At 44.5% G+C, this 13,360-nt stretch carries 18 protein-coding genes and 1 pseudogene; 13 read left to right on the forward strand and 6 right to left on the reverse strand.

Going from position 1 to position 13,360, the window contains the following annotated elements:
• Positions 1-73: 73 nt before the first annotated feature.
• Positions 74-655 carry a methyltransferase family protein gene (locus tag TQ39_RS08795; RefSeq protein ID WP_050005270.1) on the reverse strand — a complete coding sequence of 194 codons (582 nt, stop codon included), beginning with the start codon at positions 653-655 and terminating at the stop codon, positions 74-76.
• Between the two features lie 287 nt (positions 656-942).
• Between TQ39_RS08795 and TQ39_RS08800 the strand changes: the two genes are divergently transcribed.
• From TQ39_RS08800 to TQ39_RS08810, 4 genes are all read left to right on the forward strand, one after another.
• Positions 943-1,986: a helix-turn-helix domain-containing protein gene (locus TQ39_RS08800; RefSeq protein WP_050005271.1), complete on the forward strand. Its 1,044-nt coding sequence runs from the start codon at positions 943-945 to the stop codon at positions 1,984-1,986.
• A 110-nt stretch (positions 1,987-2,096) separates the two neighbouring features.
• Positions 2,097-2,387 carry a winged helix-turn-helix domain-containing protein gene (locus TQ39_RS21970; RefSeq protein WP_276325255.1) on the forward strand — a complete coding sequence of 97 codons (291 nt, stop codon included), beginning with the start codon at positions 2,097-2,099 and terminating at the stop codon, positions 2,385-2,387.
• Positions 2,388-2,540: 153 nt separating this feature from the next.
• On the forward strand, positions 2,541-3,452 hold the full coding sequence (locus tag TQ39_RS08805; protein ID WP_050005272.1) for a ParM/StbA family protein: 912 nt from the start codon (positions 2,541-2,543) through the stop codon (positions 3,450-3,452).
• Between the two features lie 5 nt (positions 3,453-3,457).
• Positions 3,458-3,886, forward strand: coding sequence for a hypothetical protein (locus tag TQ39_RS08810; RefSeq protein ID WP_050005273.1), 429 nt, complete (start codon positions 3,458-3,460; stop codon positions 3,884-3,886).
• A 33-nt stretch (positions 3,887-3,919) separates the two neighbouring features.
• Here the strand turns inward: TQ39_RS08810 and TQ39_RS08815 are convergent, their stop codons facing one another.
• Complete coding sequence (locus tag TQ39_RS08815; RefSeq protein WP_050005274.1) at positions 3,920-4,255, reverse strand: helix-turn-helix domain-containing protein; 336 nt, start codon at positions 4,253-4,255, stop codon at positions 3,920-3,922.
• 126 nt (positions 4,256-4,381) lie between these two features.
• Here TQ39_RS08815 and TQ39_RS08820 point away from each other — a divergent pair, with 126 nt between their 5' ends.
• Together TQ39_RS08820 and TQ39_RS20220 are read left to right on the forward strand one after the other, a co-directional pair.
• Positions 4,382-4,918, forward strand: coding sequence for an SLOG family protein (locus TQ39_RS08820; protein WP_050005275.1), 537 nt, complete (start codon positions 4,382-4,384; stop codon positions 4,916-4,918).
• Positions 4,908-5,036: a transposon-transfer assisting family protein gene (locus TQ39_RS20220; protein WP_082052183.1), complete on the forward strand. Its 129-nt coding sequence runs from the start codon at positions 4,908-4,910 to the stop codon at positions 5,034-5,036. The genes TQ39_RS08820 and TQ39_RS20220 overlap by 11 nt, the downstream gene beginning before the upstream one ends.
• 61 nt (positions 5,037-5,097) lie before the next feature.
• Here the strand turns inward: TQ39_RS20220 and TQ39_RS08825 are convergent, their stop codons facing one another.
• Positions 5,098-6,330, reverse strand: a complete 1,233-nt coding sequence (locus tag TQ39_RS08825; RefSeq protein WP_082052184.1) for a glycosyltransferase — start codon at positions 6,328-6,330, stop codon at positions 5,098-5,100.
• 233 nt (positions 6,331-6,563) lie between these two features.
• Here TQ39_RS08825 and TQ39_RS08830 point away from each other — a divergent pair, with 233 nt between their 5' ends.
• Positions 6,564-7,811 carry an IS110 family RNA-guided transposase gene (locus tag TQ39_RS08830; protein WP_050005277.1) on the forward strand — a complete coding sequence of 416 codons (1,248 nt, stop codon included), beginning with the start codon at positions 6,564-6,566 and terminating at the stop codon, positions 7,809-7,811.
• 293 nt (positions 7,812-8,104) lie between these two features.
• Here TQ39_RS08830 and TQ39_RS08835 read toward each other — a convergent pair whose 3' ends face one another.
• Both TQ39_RS08835 and TQ39_RS08840 read right to left on the reverse strand, forming a co-directional pair.
• Positions 8,105-8,299 carry a helix-turn-helix domain-containing protein gene (locus TQ39_RS08835; RefSeq protein WP_050005278.1) on the reverse strand — a complete coding sequence of 65 codons (195 nt, stop codon included), beginning with the start codon at positions 8,297-8,299 and terminating at the stop codon, positions 8,105-8,107.
• A gap of 242 nt (positions 8,300-8,541) precedes the next feature.
• A complete protein-coding gene (locus TQ39_RS08840) occupies positions 8,542-8,970 on the reverse strand; it encodes a helix-turn-helix domain-containing protein (protein WP_082052185.1) in 429 nt (142 codons plus the stop codon).
• Between the two features lie 174 nt (positions 8,971-9,144).
• On the opposite strand from TQ39_RS08840, the gene TQ39_RS21450 reads away from it, so the two are divergent.
• The 6 genes and pseudogenes from TQ39_RS21450 to TQ39_RS08860 all read left to right on the forward strand — a co-directional run bounded on the left by TQ39_RS21450 (position 9,145) and on the right by TQ39_RS08860 (position 12,389).
• Positions 9,145-9,432 (forward strand): TetR/AcrR family transcriptional regulator, encoded by a 288-nt coding sequence (locus TQ39_RS21450; RefSeq protein ID WP_082052186.1) that lies wholly within the window; start codon positions 9,145-9,147, stop codon positions 9,430-9,432.
• Positions 9,372-9,767 (forward strand): hypothetical protein, encoded by a 396-nt coding sequence (locus TQ39_RS21455; protein ID WP_050005279.1) that lies wholly within the window; start codon positions 9,372-9,374, stop codon positions 9,765-9,767. Before TQ39_RS21450 ends, TQ39_RS21455 begins: the two co-directional genes overlap by 61 nt.
• Complete coding sequence (locus tag TQ39_RS20240) at positions 9,748-10,605, forward strand: M23 family metallopeptidase (protein WP_242853475.1); 858 nt, start codon at positions 9,748-9,750, stop codon at positions 10,603-10,605. The genes TQ39_RS21455 and TQ39_RS20240 overlap by 20 nt, the downstream gene beginning before the upstream one ends.
• A 6-nt stretch (positions 10,606-10,611) precedes the next feature.
• A pseudogene (locus tag TQ39_RS20245) lies at positions 10,612-10,788 on the forward strand (cysteine-rich KTR domain-containing protein); the annotation flags it as partial.
• A 1,015-nt stretch (positions 10,789-11,803) separates the two neighbouring features.
• Positions 11,804-12,217: a sigma-70 family RNA polymerase sigma factor gene (locus TQ39_RS08855; protein ID WP_050005281.1), complete on the forward strand. Its 414-nt coding sequence runs from the start codon at positions 11,804-11,806 to the stop codon at positions 12,215-12,217.
• The gene (locus tag TQ39_RS08860) at positions 12,207-12,389 is read left to right on the forward strand and encodes a helix-turn-helix domain-containing protein (RefSeq protein WP_050005282.1); all 183 of its coding nucleotides are present in this window, start codon (positions 12,207-12,209) and stop codon (positions 12,387-12,389) included. Before TQ39_RS08855 ends, TQ39_RS08860 begins: the two co-directional genes overlap by 11 nt.
• Before the next feature lie 109 nt (positions 12,390-12,498).
• Here TQ39_RS08860 and TQ39_RS20250 read toward each other — a convergent pair whose 3' ends face one another.
• A complete protein-coding gene (locus tag TQ39_RS20250) occupies positions 12,499-12,849 on the reverse strand; it encodes a winged helix-turn-helix domain-containing protein (RefSeq protein WP_156146255.1) in 351 nt (116 codons plus the stop codon).
• Positions 12,850-13,360 lie beyond the last annotated feature (511 nt).

Here is a 13,360-nt window from a genome sequence, read left to right on the forward strand (position 1 = left end):
AAACAAAATCGAAACGCCGGACGTGGGGCTGTTTGGCCTCTGCGTCCGGCGCTTTTTAATAATATGGATTTTGCTACCTCTTTCTTCCAATATATCTACATACTTTTTTTCTATATTCCAAGTATTCCTCTCCGAATGTTTTTATCAAGAAAGCTTCCTCCACTTTAACAATCTGTAAGTGAAACATAACAACCGTCAACACTGTTATCACTAACAAGCCCCAATTAAAAAATATAAAAAGGATGGATAAATAGATTAAATCAAAACCCAAAAAGGCAGGATTGCGGCTATATGCATATATTCCAGACGTGATAAGTTCTGTTTTTTTATCATCAGGGACACCAGTTCTCCAACTATCACGCATCGTAAGTACGGATACCGCAAACACCACAACTCCTAATATTCCCAATATACAGCCCAATACCCTTACCCATGTCAGATCAATATATGTGTCCATAAAAATACTAATCAACTCAACAATGGGCGCTACAAATGTTACAATTTTCAATGAATCTTCTATGGCCTTTACAAAGCCTTTCTTTCCCTTGCCCAATAAATTTGTTTGTATTCCCTGCTTTCGCTGACTAATAAGTTTTATGTAATAAATACCGTAAAACGCAGCCAGTATCAATATTGCAATAATTTTATATGCCATACTGCAACCTCCAAATTTATTTTTATCACTGGATTGATTATACCTCATTCATCAAGACAAGCATAGCAGAACTTTGTAAATACTTGATGAATGGCAACAGGAAGTTGGGGCCTTCCCCAACAAGCAAAATTTCCGGACCGACAGTGGTGGCCGGGGCAGAAAAGGCCATCATACAGCAGCACCGACAAAGGACATAGGTTTTCCATTTGCACAGTTAGCCATGACGTACTATAATGCAAAGTGAATTCTATTTGGATTTAAAATCCTGCTGATTGGAGCGGTGCAATATGAGAAGAAACCTTATAATAAAAAATGCCAGGAAAACCCTGGCACAACAGATAAACAATAAAAATGTAACGGAAAGGACAGTTATGGAGCATACCCCACTTTCATCAACAGGGTTGTCCGCAGTCATTCCGGAAGATAACGACGGCTATTGTACCGTCTATAAAATGGATTGTGCGGATGGCCTTGGACTTATGACGGTCTATCAGGTCTATCCCGGAATACAGCTTATTTATAATGACTTTGAGGCAACGAGCTGCTATTGGGATGGGAACATTGATAAAAATATATTGGAGATCAATCATTGCCGGGAAGGCCGTGAGGGATGTCGCTTAGCAAGCGGCTCTTGTCTTTACCTCGGAGAAGGAGACCTGTCAATCCATACCATGGATAATTGTGCGGCGGAAATGTCATTTCCATTAAAGCATTATCGGGGGATCTCCGTTGTTATCAATTTATCTGTGGTGATGAGAAACCCTCCTGAAATCCTCTCCGACAGTGGCATAGATATTCTGCAATTTAAAGATAAGTTTTGTTCTGGTGGAAACTGCTTTATCATGCGAGCGAAGGATGAGATTGAACATATATTTTCAGAACTTTATTCTGTGCCGGATTGCTTACAGAAACCATATTTTCGATTAAAGGTACAAGAACTACTTTTGTTTTTGTGTATGGTCGATGTGTCCAAAGAGAAACGGAGAGAGCTATACACTTCCCCACAAGTGGAGATTATCAAGACGATCCATAAAAGGCTGACATCCAATCTTCAGGAGCGGCCAACCATTGAAGATCTATCTAAGGAATATTTGATAAACACTACAACCTTAAAGGATACCTTTAAAGGGATTTATGGACAGCCTATCGGAACTTATATGAAAGAATACCGCATCAGGCAGGCTGCGATTTTATTGAGGCAGACGCAGGCCACCATAGCTGAAATTGCGAATCAAGTTGGATATGAAAATCAGAGCAAATTTGCCACAGCGTTTCGTGATGTTCTAAAGATTGCGCCAGCGGAGTATCGCAAAGAAAACAGTGGTGAATAAGCTCACCATAATTTCTTCATAGTATAATAATGGTGCAACAGAGGGCGTGGGAAATGTAGAGGCGATAAGCATTAAACTTGGTAAAATGAAAGGGGGTGAGGCTAGTGGTGGTGAAGCCCGTACTTATATACGGCAACTTGTGCATTGATCCTAACCAACGCAAAGTTTGTATTGGAGAAGAAAATGTACGATTGACAACTATGGAGTTTGACGTTTTATACTATCTGGCCTCTCACCCCGGATGGTCTTTCACACGTGAGCAGATATATCAGTGTGTAAGGCGGGATGATTTTAGTGCTGGTCCGGAAAGCGTCACAAGCAGAATCTACCAGATACGAAAAAAGATAAAAACTGATGCCATTTGTACCATTTATGGATATGGCTATCGCTTTGAATTGTAAAGAAGGAGTACCGTTCCAAAACAATTTCGGAACGGTGCTCCTTCTTTCTATGTACCTACAAAAATTGATGCTAAAATTACTTTTTCTCTGTTGAGAAAGGCGTCATCCAGGCGTAAAGGATATGTATAAAGCAAAAAAAGGAGGTACATACCTATGTTAATTGGTGTCGATCATGGAAACAAGCAGATCAAAACCGCCCACGGCGAACCCTTTGTGTCTGGACTGCAGCAGAGCCTGACCCGGCCATTCGGTCAGAGCCTGCAATACCGCGGCACTTACTACACGCTCTCCAATGAACGCATTCCGTTCCACAAAGATAAGACGGAGGATGACCGCTTTTTCGCCCTTACCTTGATCGCCATCGCGGAGGAAATTACGGCCCGTGGCATCAGCGAAAAAGAACTGCACCGTATCCAGCTGGCCGTTGGCCTGCCCCCGGCACATTTTGGTGCTCAGTCCGAGAAATTCGCGTCCTATTTTCAGGGCCGTGGTCTTGTAGAATTTATGTATCGGGATAGGCACTATGCCATCAGCATTGAGGATGTGGCCTGCTATCCGCAAGCATACGCAGCTGCGGCCACGATGCTGCATACCCTGTTAGATGACCCGAAGGCAGTCGTGCTGGATATCGGAGGCTTTACGGCGGATTATCTGCTGCTGAAGAACGGAAAAGCCGACCTTGCTTCCTGTGATTCGCTGGAAAACGGCGTCATCCTGCTATACAATAAAATCAGGTCCAGAGGAAATGCGGAGCTGGACTTGCTTCTGGATGAAGGCGACGTGGACGCCATTCTCTCTGGAAAGCTGACGCAGTACCCTGCGGATGCCGTGCAGCTTGTGGAGCGACTGGCGCAGGAGTTCGTCAATGACCTATTCAGCACTTTGCGGGAGAGGATGCTGGATCTGCGCTATTGCAGAGCAGTGTTCGTGGGCGGCGGCGCCATTCTGCTGCGCCGGCAGATCGAGGCGTCCGGTAAGGTGGGGATGCCGCTGTTCGTCACGAATATCAATGCCAATGCGGCCGGATTTGAGTACCTGTATCGGCTTGAGACGATGGGCAGGTGATGACTATGGCGGCCAAAAAAGAACGGGGACGGTTCTCCCTGCGGTTCAACATCGGAGACCCCGCACAGCGGGCCGCCATCGAACTGTTGGAATTGCAGCCGCCCCATAGCAAATCCCAGTATATCGCAAATGCGCTTGTATATTATAACGCTCATTTTGCTGATGACCCGCAGCCGTTAAAAATGCCGGCTATTGATCGGACGGCTATTGAAGCGATAGTGCGGGAGATTATGCGCCAGGAGAGACAGGCCCCAGGCAAGAGTGTTCAGGCCGAAGAAACCTCCCCATCAAGGGAAAAGAAAATAGCCCCACCGCCGCAAGAACAGGCGATAGAGCTATTAGAAGGCGCAACGACAGATGGAGTATCGGAAGTTGATGATATGACCCGCGATTTGATTGCCAGCACAATGGCGGCTTTCCGCAGAAATGGCTAAAAAAGAGGTATGGGAGCGAAGCTGTGCCGACTCTCATACCTCTTCCTTTTCCTGCGTGGCCGCAATGAAGTGATCAATGATCTGCTCCAAATGGCGGTATTGGCTGGGGGTCAATGTAGAAATTTTCTGTTGGAGCAATGAAGCATCTGCCTCCAGAATCTCACCACGCAGTAAATAGTCTGCGCTGATACCGAGGGCATCACAGATCTTCAGCATGGTTTCCGGGCGCATCGCCTTTTGTCCTGTTTCCGCATACGAGATGGTCTGCGATGTGAGATGCGTCAAATTTGCCAAAGTCTCCTGCGTCATATTTAATTGTTTTCTCCGGTCCAAGATCCGCTGACCCATATCTTTCAAAAGCTCGTTCATTCGCAATCCTCCATACTATAGTTACATTTTATCCACTATGGCATAAAAAATTAAGCGACCATGGTTGAGTTTAGTCAACCATGGTATATATAATAGGTACAAAAGTAAAATTAGGAGGAGATGCAAATGAGTCTATGTTCTTGCGCAGTTATTGGACAACATCCTACCCGTTTTAAATTCAAATACAATGAATATATGACCTCGTGCAAGCGCATAAAAAAACGGATGCACGATGTATTTGTGACGCTTTACCAGCGCGGCGTGCGCTGTTTTTTCATTGGCGGCGCCCTGGGGGTGGATATGTGGGCAGGAGAGATCCTGCTGGAGATGCAGCGTCAGGAGGAATTTCAGGATCTGGATGTTGTGATGATCTGCCCTTTTCCCGGTCATGATGCCCGATGGGACCCGAAGAGCCGGGCACGGCAGCGGAAACTTCGAGAAGGCTGTGCCGAGGTACTGATGGGAGCGGAACGCCCAGGAGCCGAAGGGTATAAAAAGCGCACAGAATATATGATGGAGCGCGCGGACTATGTTGTGGCCGTTTATGATAATGACCCATCTCAGTACAGCGGTGTCAAAACTGCGATGAGCATTGTTGAAGATCGAAATTTGCCCATAGTGCTGATCCACCCAGACACGGGGAAAATCAGATATGAGATGTGAGTCAATGCCGGATATGGACGAAGAAATGCGGGCGCTGGCCCGCCAGACCCTTGATAAGCTGGACACCATGAACGACGCCGACTTTGAGGCGCAGCGGTTCCAGTTTACGGACGAGTAACACAATCAAAAGCGAAGCGCCGGGCGCGGGGGCTGTTTGCCCTCTGCGTCCGGCGCTCTTTTTATAAACTTTGATGTAGTATATGATACAGTTTTTCGTATTTATCAACCATTATCCTCAAAGAGAAATTTTCGCTGATATGTTTTTTACAAGCACATCTCATTGCTTCGTATTCTTTATCCGAGAGTGAGTAAATTAGATTTACTGCCTCAATCAATCCTGCAACACCGCACTGTTTAATTAGATAATTTCCTCTTATATCATCTTCGGATGAATTTATCAAAAATCCTGTTTTACCATCCTTAATGATTTCTGGGGCGGCCCCTCTCGCATAAGTAATTACAGGCGTTCCTGCCGCCATAGACTCAATATAAGTAAGGCCAAAAGATTCCTCACATTTTACCGGAATAAGAGAAACTTTTGCCTCTTGATAAAACATATCCTTTTCTCTACGAGTTTGAAATTGCTTTTTTCTAATTACATTGTCATGCAAAACTGTCATTATTGTATTCCTAAAATACGCCTCATTTTCAATAAAGCCCACATACTTTAGGCCATAACCTGTTATTTTTGATACTTGTATTGCATCTTCAAGTCCTTTTGGCGTATCTGGATCAATTCGCCCAACCCAAATCAAATCTCTATGCTGCTGGCTGACAGCATTATCGCTCACAATCTCTGTCCCATTATAAATGCGCTGTTCTGCTATCGGGAAATTTTTCATTTGATAGTCTGAAATAGCGATATAATGCACATTGGAATGGGAAAGGTAACGATTGATACATGGAAGCTGATAGTCCAGGGAAATTGGCATATGCAATGTTGACACGACCGGCTTATGAAAAAGATCGAGCATACTTGCTATAATGGAGGAACCTGAATTGTCATGGAACACATCTATCTCATTTTCATATTGTTTTGCGGTGAGAATATTTCTTACTGCCAATATCTGTCCTATATTCGCCCTTTCGCTGGTACTCAACTCTGCATGGTAATCATCATAAGCTAATTTCTGAATGTCGGCAAGGCTATGAGATGTCGAATTAACAATCCTACATCCTTTAACATACGAATTGCCGCCTGCAAAAATAGTTACTTTATGGCCTCTCTTTACAAGTTCTTCTGCTAAATCTGATACAAAGACTTCGGTTCCGCCGCAGGCCATTTTCGTTGTTGGTTTATCATTTACACTAATTAACCCAATATTCATAATTATATCCATTCCTTTCGCTTCGCTCAGGCACAAAACGTTATGAAAATGTTCCCCTGAGCTTATTTTTTCTTTATAATTCATTCTGTAGGGAACTCGGTATACTACAAATCACGGGAAGGTGAGTGGGCTGTCCGGTTTGCCGGATGACCGAATAATTATATGTGTAGTCCGCCTTTTCAAGCACAAATAAGTGTGACGCAAGAGCACGTAATCTTATCTTTGTTTAAACAATCTCGTTTATGCCTTAGGCGTTCAGTCAATGCCGTCTCTCCCTATAATCTTTAGCGAACTTTCTGGTTCTGAAAGGAGTCCCTATGGCTTTAAAAATCGTGTACAAAATCTGCTGTGGCATTGATGTCCACAAGACTTTTGTAGTGGCCTGCATTGCTTCTACTGACCACAATGGTGTGACCACCTATGAGAGCCACCGTTTTTCAACCTACACGAGCGGTCTGAAAGATTTGTTACAATGGCTTCTCAAGCACAACTGCAAGGATGTCTGTATGGAATCTACCGGTAAATACTGGATTCCTGTTTACAACGTTTTAGAAAACGATTGTACGATTGTCCTTGCCCATCCCAAATATGTTAAGGCTATCCGTGGAAAGAAAACTGACAAGAAAGATGCCAAATGGATCGCTGACCTGTTTAAGCATGACCTTGTTGCCGGAAGCTTTATGCCGCTCGCTGACATACGCCAGCTCCGCGACCTTATGCGTTACCGTTTCAAACTGACCTGCTTCCAATCAAGCGAAAAGAATCGTTTGCAGAACTGTCTCACGGTTTCCAATATCCAGTTGGGAAACGTTGTTTCGGACACCTTCGGCAAATCTGCTCAGGCCATACTGGATAAGCTTTTGGAAAATCCCGCAGATACTTCTTTTGACCTTGAGCCTCTCGTTTATAAAAATCTGAAAAAGAAACTTCCTGAACTCCGGGATGCCATTGACGGTTATATCACACCGGAACAGGCTGGCAAACTTAAGGTGATCAAAGCTCATTATGAAAACCTTGTGTCCCGGAAAGCAGAGCTTGAAAAACTCATTCTTGCGCTCGCCGCTCCCTATCAGCAGGAACTTGCCATTCTTCAAACCGCTCCTGGTATCAGCAGTGATTTCACTGCTATCGGAATCATTTCCGAGATTGGTACCAATATGGAGGCTTTTCCTTCGGCGAAACACTTATGCTCATGGGCCGGACTGACTCCGACCAACAATGAAAGTGCAGGGAAGAAAAAATCTGTCCGGGTTTCCAAGGCCGGATGCTATATCAAACCACTGCTGGTACAGTGCGCCAATGCTGTCGTTACCAGCAAAAAGCATCCTGAGATTCGCAACCGTTATCTCCGTCTCAAGAAGCGTCGCGGTCACAAGAAGGCAATCATTGCCATAGCAAGAATGCTTCTTACCGCATTATACCACATGCTGAAAAACAGTGAAAACTATAATGCGGAACTTTACAGGAAATCCGACCTGCCTTCCATTGACCGTGAGATCACGGTGGAGCAGGCAATCCTTATCGCAAGAAATCAAGGTTATCGAATTAGGTCAGAAACTGCATAGCCTTAACAATCTCGATATTCAATTTTTAAAGCAGCCACCGAAAGATGGCTTATTTGTCGTGTGCTTAAGGGAATGGATACCCTCTACTTTTCATTTTCAATCTTGCTCCTTGCTTGATTTGCTGCTGATTGTAACATCATCCACAAGTGATTTACACGCTTTTCCTTATTTAAGAAATCATATCATTTTGTGCTATACCTGTCTATATATAATGTTCTATTATGTATGCCTGTTGCAGAGAATAATTCATCCGGGACAAGAACCTATTGTAAAGTTCTTGTCCCGGATGTTTTTCATGCCTGTTCCATCGGAAAGTCCGGCAGTTTTTCCAGCAGCTTCATAATTAGGTGCAGCTTCATATCTTCATCAACGGCCAGCTCGTCAATGAAAGGGGCATAGTGCTTTATCACCTTTTCCGTGGCCCACTTCTCACCGGCGACGGCGGCCTTGATCGTGGTGTAGTCCAATAGCGTTTCCTGGCTGTCCATCCCGTCCACTCCTGTCCTTGATTATCGTCCTGTCCAGCATACCACAGAAGCGCCGGGAATACCAGGGGCGGAAAGATTTCCTACGCATTTAGAAACCCGTTCTGGCGAGGATTTGATAATCTGTCCTGCCTCCCCGCCGACCATACGGAAAAAGCCTTGAAATGGCGGAGATTTTACCGCCCTAAATGCGTAGAGTACAGGTATCTTTGGTGTTGTGCGTTTTCTCCCGCGTGATCTTTGGCTTAAAGTGCCGCCCTACCCGGACACTCTCGGACAGGGACGGTTCGCCCCATGTGCGGGTAGACGAGTACATGAAACATCACCTGCAAAACAAACTTATGTATGGCCCCGTCAATCGCGCCCTCAATGATTGACAGATATTGTTCGGGGCATAGTTTCAGCTTGTGGCTGACCCTTTGGCGCTGTTCGCTTTCCTCCCGCATGATCTCCGGGTTAAAGTACCGCTCCACGGGAAGCCCGCAGGCTTTAATAAGCTGGATGATAACCGGCAGGCTGGGGATAGTCCCCTCGTTCTCAATATTGGCAAGATAGCGGTTATCTATGTTGACGATCTCCGCCAGGGCGCGGCGGGACAAACGCCTTGCTTTCCGGGCCGCTTTCACGTCTGCGCCAAAACTTTCAAAACCGGGACAATCTTCAATGTTCGCCATATAGCACCTCCCACCTACATTGTATATTTCATATTCTGCCGGTGAAATGTTGCTATATGCACCTTTTCTGAACTTTACATTTCCTATTTCTTGTTCTTGCATTGACCTGTTAGGTAAACAGGTGTATAATAGTTTTGACCTAATAGGTCAACAAGAAAATGGGAGGAAAAATCGTTGGCTACATTATTAGATTTAGATAAACAGAGGCGCAATGCGCTTTTAAATGCTGCATTAAGAGAATTTACATCACAGGGCTATGATAATGCCTCAACCAACATAATCGCAAAGGAAGCTGGCTTTTCTAAGGCTTTGATGTTTCATTATGTAGGTAGCAAACAAGAACTTTTTTATTTACTTATGATTTTTTTAGTGCATTACTTGACCGAGAATATTACAGTAAAATGGATTATTCAATCAAGGATATTTTTGAGCGGCTACGAACATCTTATCTCATCCAAATAGAGTTAATGAAGCAATATCCGAAAATATTGGACTTTGCTAAACTTTCTGCAAGGACAAAATCAGACGAGATTAACGCAGCACTTGAAGAACGAGAAAAAAGGCGAAAAACTTATGAAATATTCGATATGATAGACACTACAAAATTTAGAGCTGATCTCAATATTGAAAAATGTAAACAATTTATTTTGTGGGCGAATATTGGTTTTACTGAAGAAATCTTAGATGACATCAGGAAGTCAAAATATCAAAATCTTGATTATAGCCATATTGTGGAAATCCTGGATGATTACTTTGCTGAATTGAGGAAAGTTTTTTATGAACCAGCTTACAGATAGATTGTTTACCACAAGACATATTTCAAAAAAACGCCGAATGATTGTTGCTGTTATTATTATGACCTTATTTTTCTTTAGTCGCGTTGGCAATCAATGGATGGATAGGAGCTGCGAAATGAATAACCCAATTATTGTAGAATTTCCATTACGGGGAGAATGGAACTCCCCAAATACACCCGGAAGCAAAATTCCAAGTCATGGGACAAATCAATTAGGCACAAGGTATGCTTATGACTTTATTCAGGTTGATTGGAATAGCATAGGCTATCCTGCATACCGTGTTAGTTTTTTGCAATATCTATTTTCAGGAGTTTCACTCAATGACTATTATTGCTGGGGACAAAAAGTTTTTGCGCCTTGTGATGGTGTCGTTGTTGTTGCAGAAGATGGCTACGAAGAAAGACCCCGAACAAACCTTTTGTCTGACTTATCAAGTGCCTATAAAAATGCCCATTACTTTGACCCGGAAAAAGACGATGTTCAATCAGTTGCGGGTAATTATATTATCATAGAGTATAAGGAAAATATTTACGCAGCACTTTGCCACCTACAAACAGGTTCCATTCAGGTAAGTGTCGGGCAAGAAATTAAAAAAGGAGATTTCATTGGGCGAGTAGGACATTCTGGAAACTCTTTTGCGCCACACTTACATTTTCAGCTTATGGACAGTTGTGACATAGCTACTGCAAATGGCTTGCCCTGTGCTTTTGAAAAATATGAGATATACCAAGATAACAAATGGCAGACAGTAACAAATAGTATTCCTACAAGCAAAGATAGGATTAGATTTATAACATCCGCTTCGCAAGATGTTGATGGAGGCACTTCCCTTGAGTAAAAATACAAATGGGCGTTATGCCCTGTATGTGGAAATAAAACACGAATAAAACTTCGAGAGGATACTATACTTGAAAACTTCCCGCTGTACTGTCCGAAATGTAAGCATGAAACACTGATCGCAGTCCGTCAACTAAATATAACCGTTATCAAAGAGCCAGACGCACAGACGCAGAGCCGATAACTCACAAGGTTGTTCTTCTTGTGGTTATCGGCTTCTTTTTATCTCCATACACGATAACAGCCTGCCCCGCCTGACGGGGAAAGAAAAAAACCGTTGCCGGGCAGGTTGCTTTCGTGCGTCAATTTTACATCATCCTCCAGTGGCGGTTTTGAGAAAAACAAAGCCGCCGTTCTTTTTCCCCTCAAACTGACGACGCCCTGACGCTGGCGAGATCGGCGGCTTATGGAGGGAGCCGCCATTCAACAAAATAAGGAAAGTACCAGTCTCGTTTGCAGTACATATCGCCAAACAGGAACATATACCGTTGTCTATCAATGGGGATCGCACTTTCTTCATGAGTCAAAAAACTGGAATTAAGATGGAAACAGTGATAATTGAATCAGAATTTGGTCAGATTTGCCTACTACAATAAAAATAAATCTCTGATCTGCACAGACTGTATTCGAGTGAAAGGGAGGAATGTGTATGAAAACTAAAAACCGAAATAGCAGAGGAAACTTCAAGTTACTTTAGGCGGCCTTATTCCTGAATGGATGGGGCCGCCTTTTAATTTATCTTCCGACAAAAAACTACAAAAATCGAATTACTGAACTGGATCATTGGCATACCTGCCGCTCACATTGATGGGCACAGCAGGTTCGTGTGCAAAGTGCGGTTCAGATGGCAAGGAGCCAGATGCGCATGGAGAGTTTGAAAACCATGCACATAAAAAGGTTCGTCGCCCATCTGCTTACATTTCGACACACAGTTTACTATCGAAAATGGTTCTTTCGCCGCCCTTCTCAGAGGATGGGGCGGGAACATCGCAAGACAAGCGATAAACCTCCTCCTGCGGGCGTCGGAAGTCGTGACGGACTTCTTTATGTGCATCACGCAGCCGACTGCTCACCTTCGAGGTGTGTAGCCGGCTGTGTTGCTTTATATAGAAAGCAAAGACGCCCATTAACACGGTGCCGGTCACCTCCAAAAGTTCAAGATCTTCTGAAATTTCTTGAACAATTTGGAGGACAAGACCATGTGGTATCGAAATAATGGACAAATAGAAGAAGAACTACAAATCAGATTTACAGGTTACTTAATCCAGGCAGTAAAACATACACGGCGCGACTACCTGAACGCGCGCAACCAGTACAGTGACCGTGAAATACCGACAGATACGATCTATACTACGGGCCAGACTTTAGAGCAGGAAGTTGCAAAGCATCTTCCCCTATGGGACATGATCGAAAGTAGTGCGCTCTTTTACGCGCTCAAGCGGCTGAATGAGCGAGAGCGATATGTATTCCTGTCGCATGTTTTAGACAACTGCCCTTTTGAGGTGATCGGTGCAAGATTGGGGTTGACCTATAAAGGTGCCGCCGCAGTCTACTACCGAGCCATCCGAAAACTTAGAAAAAGCATCGAGGGAGGTGGACGAAATGATTTTTGAACAACTGCTGCTTCAGGCAAAGCAGGGTGATCCTAAGTCAATCGCTGATATTTTGAATATGTATCAGCCTTTGCTGCTTAAATACTCCGTGATTGATGACCGGCTGGACGAGGATCTGTATCAGGAGCAGTGCATCACGCTGATTCGGGCGATCAAACTGTTCCGGATTTGAGTTTATGAGAAAGGCTCCGAGACCTTTTTTCGATCTCGGGGCCTTTCCCGTGGATTCAAACAGGGAGCCTCTGGCTTAAAGATCCCCATTTAAACATTTTACGATGATGTCACGGCGGCACAAATCTGTATCCTTTTCCATACACGGTTTGGATGAAGTCAGCGTTTAGTTTATGGCGCAATTTGTAAACGATACTGGTGATTCCCGTCCAACTGCTTTCAAAGGAATCCGGGGCGACAAACTCATAGATCTCCCTTTGGGAAAACACCCGTCTAGGATGTCGAGCAAGCAACTGAAATACATCGAACTCCATGGGAGTTAGTTCGATAGATTTTTCCTGCCAAAATACTTGACGGCACATGATGTCGATGCGCAAGCCCTTGTAGCACAGGAGTGCGGAGGGAACATCTGCATATTTGACCAGCTCTGTTGACTCTATGAGCGCCATAATCTTCTCCACGGTTTCATCATCATCTTCTGCAACCGATAATATGAACAGCTTCCCTATACTATCACTCCCTCCAATAACTTCACCCGGCCAAAAATTTTCTCCTTCAAAATATGGCGTCCGGAAAATACACAAAACAGCATCAGCAGAGATTTGTATCTGAGCAGTGATGGCTGTCGATATGGCCGATGCCTTTCGCACTGCTTATGGAGACTATAGCCCGCCAGAGGGTGGTCTTCCACCGGAAATTGGACCAGTCCTGGAGCCGAGTGAACTCAGGTGCTGGAAGGCCGGGCACGAGCTGGCAAAGCTACGGCGTGGCACCAATCTCCACCCGGGCCAATGAGGCGGCTCAGCATTTCTACCGAAAACTGGTGTGTCAGGACTGTGGCTGCCTGCTCGTCGATATGCCCCCTACACCCAGCCCACGGAGCTGGTCGTTGCAAAGATGCCGGCCTGACCGCTGGCTGCGGGGCGGCATCAAAGCCTCCCCGCAGGCCATGCGGAAAAAGCCTTGAAATGG

The sequence above is a fragment of the Ruthenibacterium lactatiformans genome, from assembly GCF_000949455.1.
Classification (GTDB): Bacteria; Bacillota; Clostridia; order Oscillospirales; family Ruminococcaceae; genus Ruthenibacterium; species Ruthenibacterium lactatiformans.

Bases quoted from the DNA above. Each gene is read 5' to 3' on its own strand.
- TQ39_RS08835 (WP_050005278.1), bottom strand. From the start codon at position 8,299: ATGGACAGCCAGGAAACGCTATTGGACTACACCACGATCAAGGCCGCC.
- TQ39_RS08840 (WP_082052185.1), bottom strand. From the start codon at position 8,970: ATGGCGAACATTGAAGATTGTCCCGGTTTTGAAAGTTTTGGCGCAGAC.
- TQ39_RS20220 (WP_082052183.1), top strand. From the start codon at position 4,908: ATGAGATGTGAGTCAATGCCGGATATGGACGAAGAAATGCGGGCGCTG.
- TQ39_RS08810 (WP_050005273.1), top strand. From the start codon at position 3,458: ATGGCGGCCAAAAAAGAACGGGGACGGTTCTCCCTGCGGTTCAACATC.
- TQ39_RS08820 (WP_050005275.1), top strand. From the start codon at position 4,382: ATGAGTCTATGTTCTTGCGCAGTTATTGGACAACATCCTACCCGTTTT.
- TQ39_RS08825 (WP_082052184.1), bottom strand. From the start codon at position 6,330: ATGAATTATAAAGAAAAAATAAGCTCAGGGGAACATTTTCATAACGTT.
- TQ39_RS20240 (WP_242853475.1), top strand. From the start codon at position 9,748: ATGAACCAGCTTACAGATAGATTGTTTACCACAAGACATATTTCAAAA.
- TQ39_RS21455 (WP_050005279.1), top strand. From the start codon at position 9,372: ATGGATTATTCAATCAAGGATATTTTTGAGCGGCTACGAACATCTTAT.
- TQ39_RS08815 (WP_050005274.1), bottom strand. From the start codon at position 4,255: ATGAACGAGCTTTTGAAAGATATGGGTCAGCGGATCTTGGACCGGAGA.
- TQ39_RS08830 (WP_050005277.1), top strand. From the start codon at position 6,564: ATGGCTTTAAAAATCGTGTACAAAATCTGCTGTGGCATTGATGTCCAC.
- TQ39_RS08855 (WP_050005281.1), top strand. From the start codon at position 11,804: ATGTGGTATCGAAATAATGGACAAATAGAAGAAGAACTACAAATCAGA.
- TQ39_RS08860 (WP_050005282.1), top strand. From the start codon at position 12,207: ATGATTTTTGAACAACTGCTGCTTCAGGCAAAGCAGGGTGATCCTAAG.
- TQ39_RS08805 (WP_050005272.1), top strand. From the start codon at position 2,541: ATGTTAATTGGTGTCGATCATGGAAACAAGCAGATCAAAACCGCCCAC.
- TQ39_RS08795 (WP_050005270.1), bottom strand. From the start codon at position 655: ATGGCATATAAAATTATTGCAATATTGATACTGGCTGCGTTTTACGGT.
- TQ39_RS08800 (WP_050005271.1), top strand. From the start codon at position 943: ATGAGAAGAAACCTTATAATAAAAAATGCCAGGAAAACCCTGGCACAA.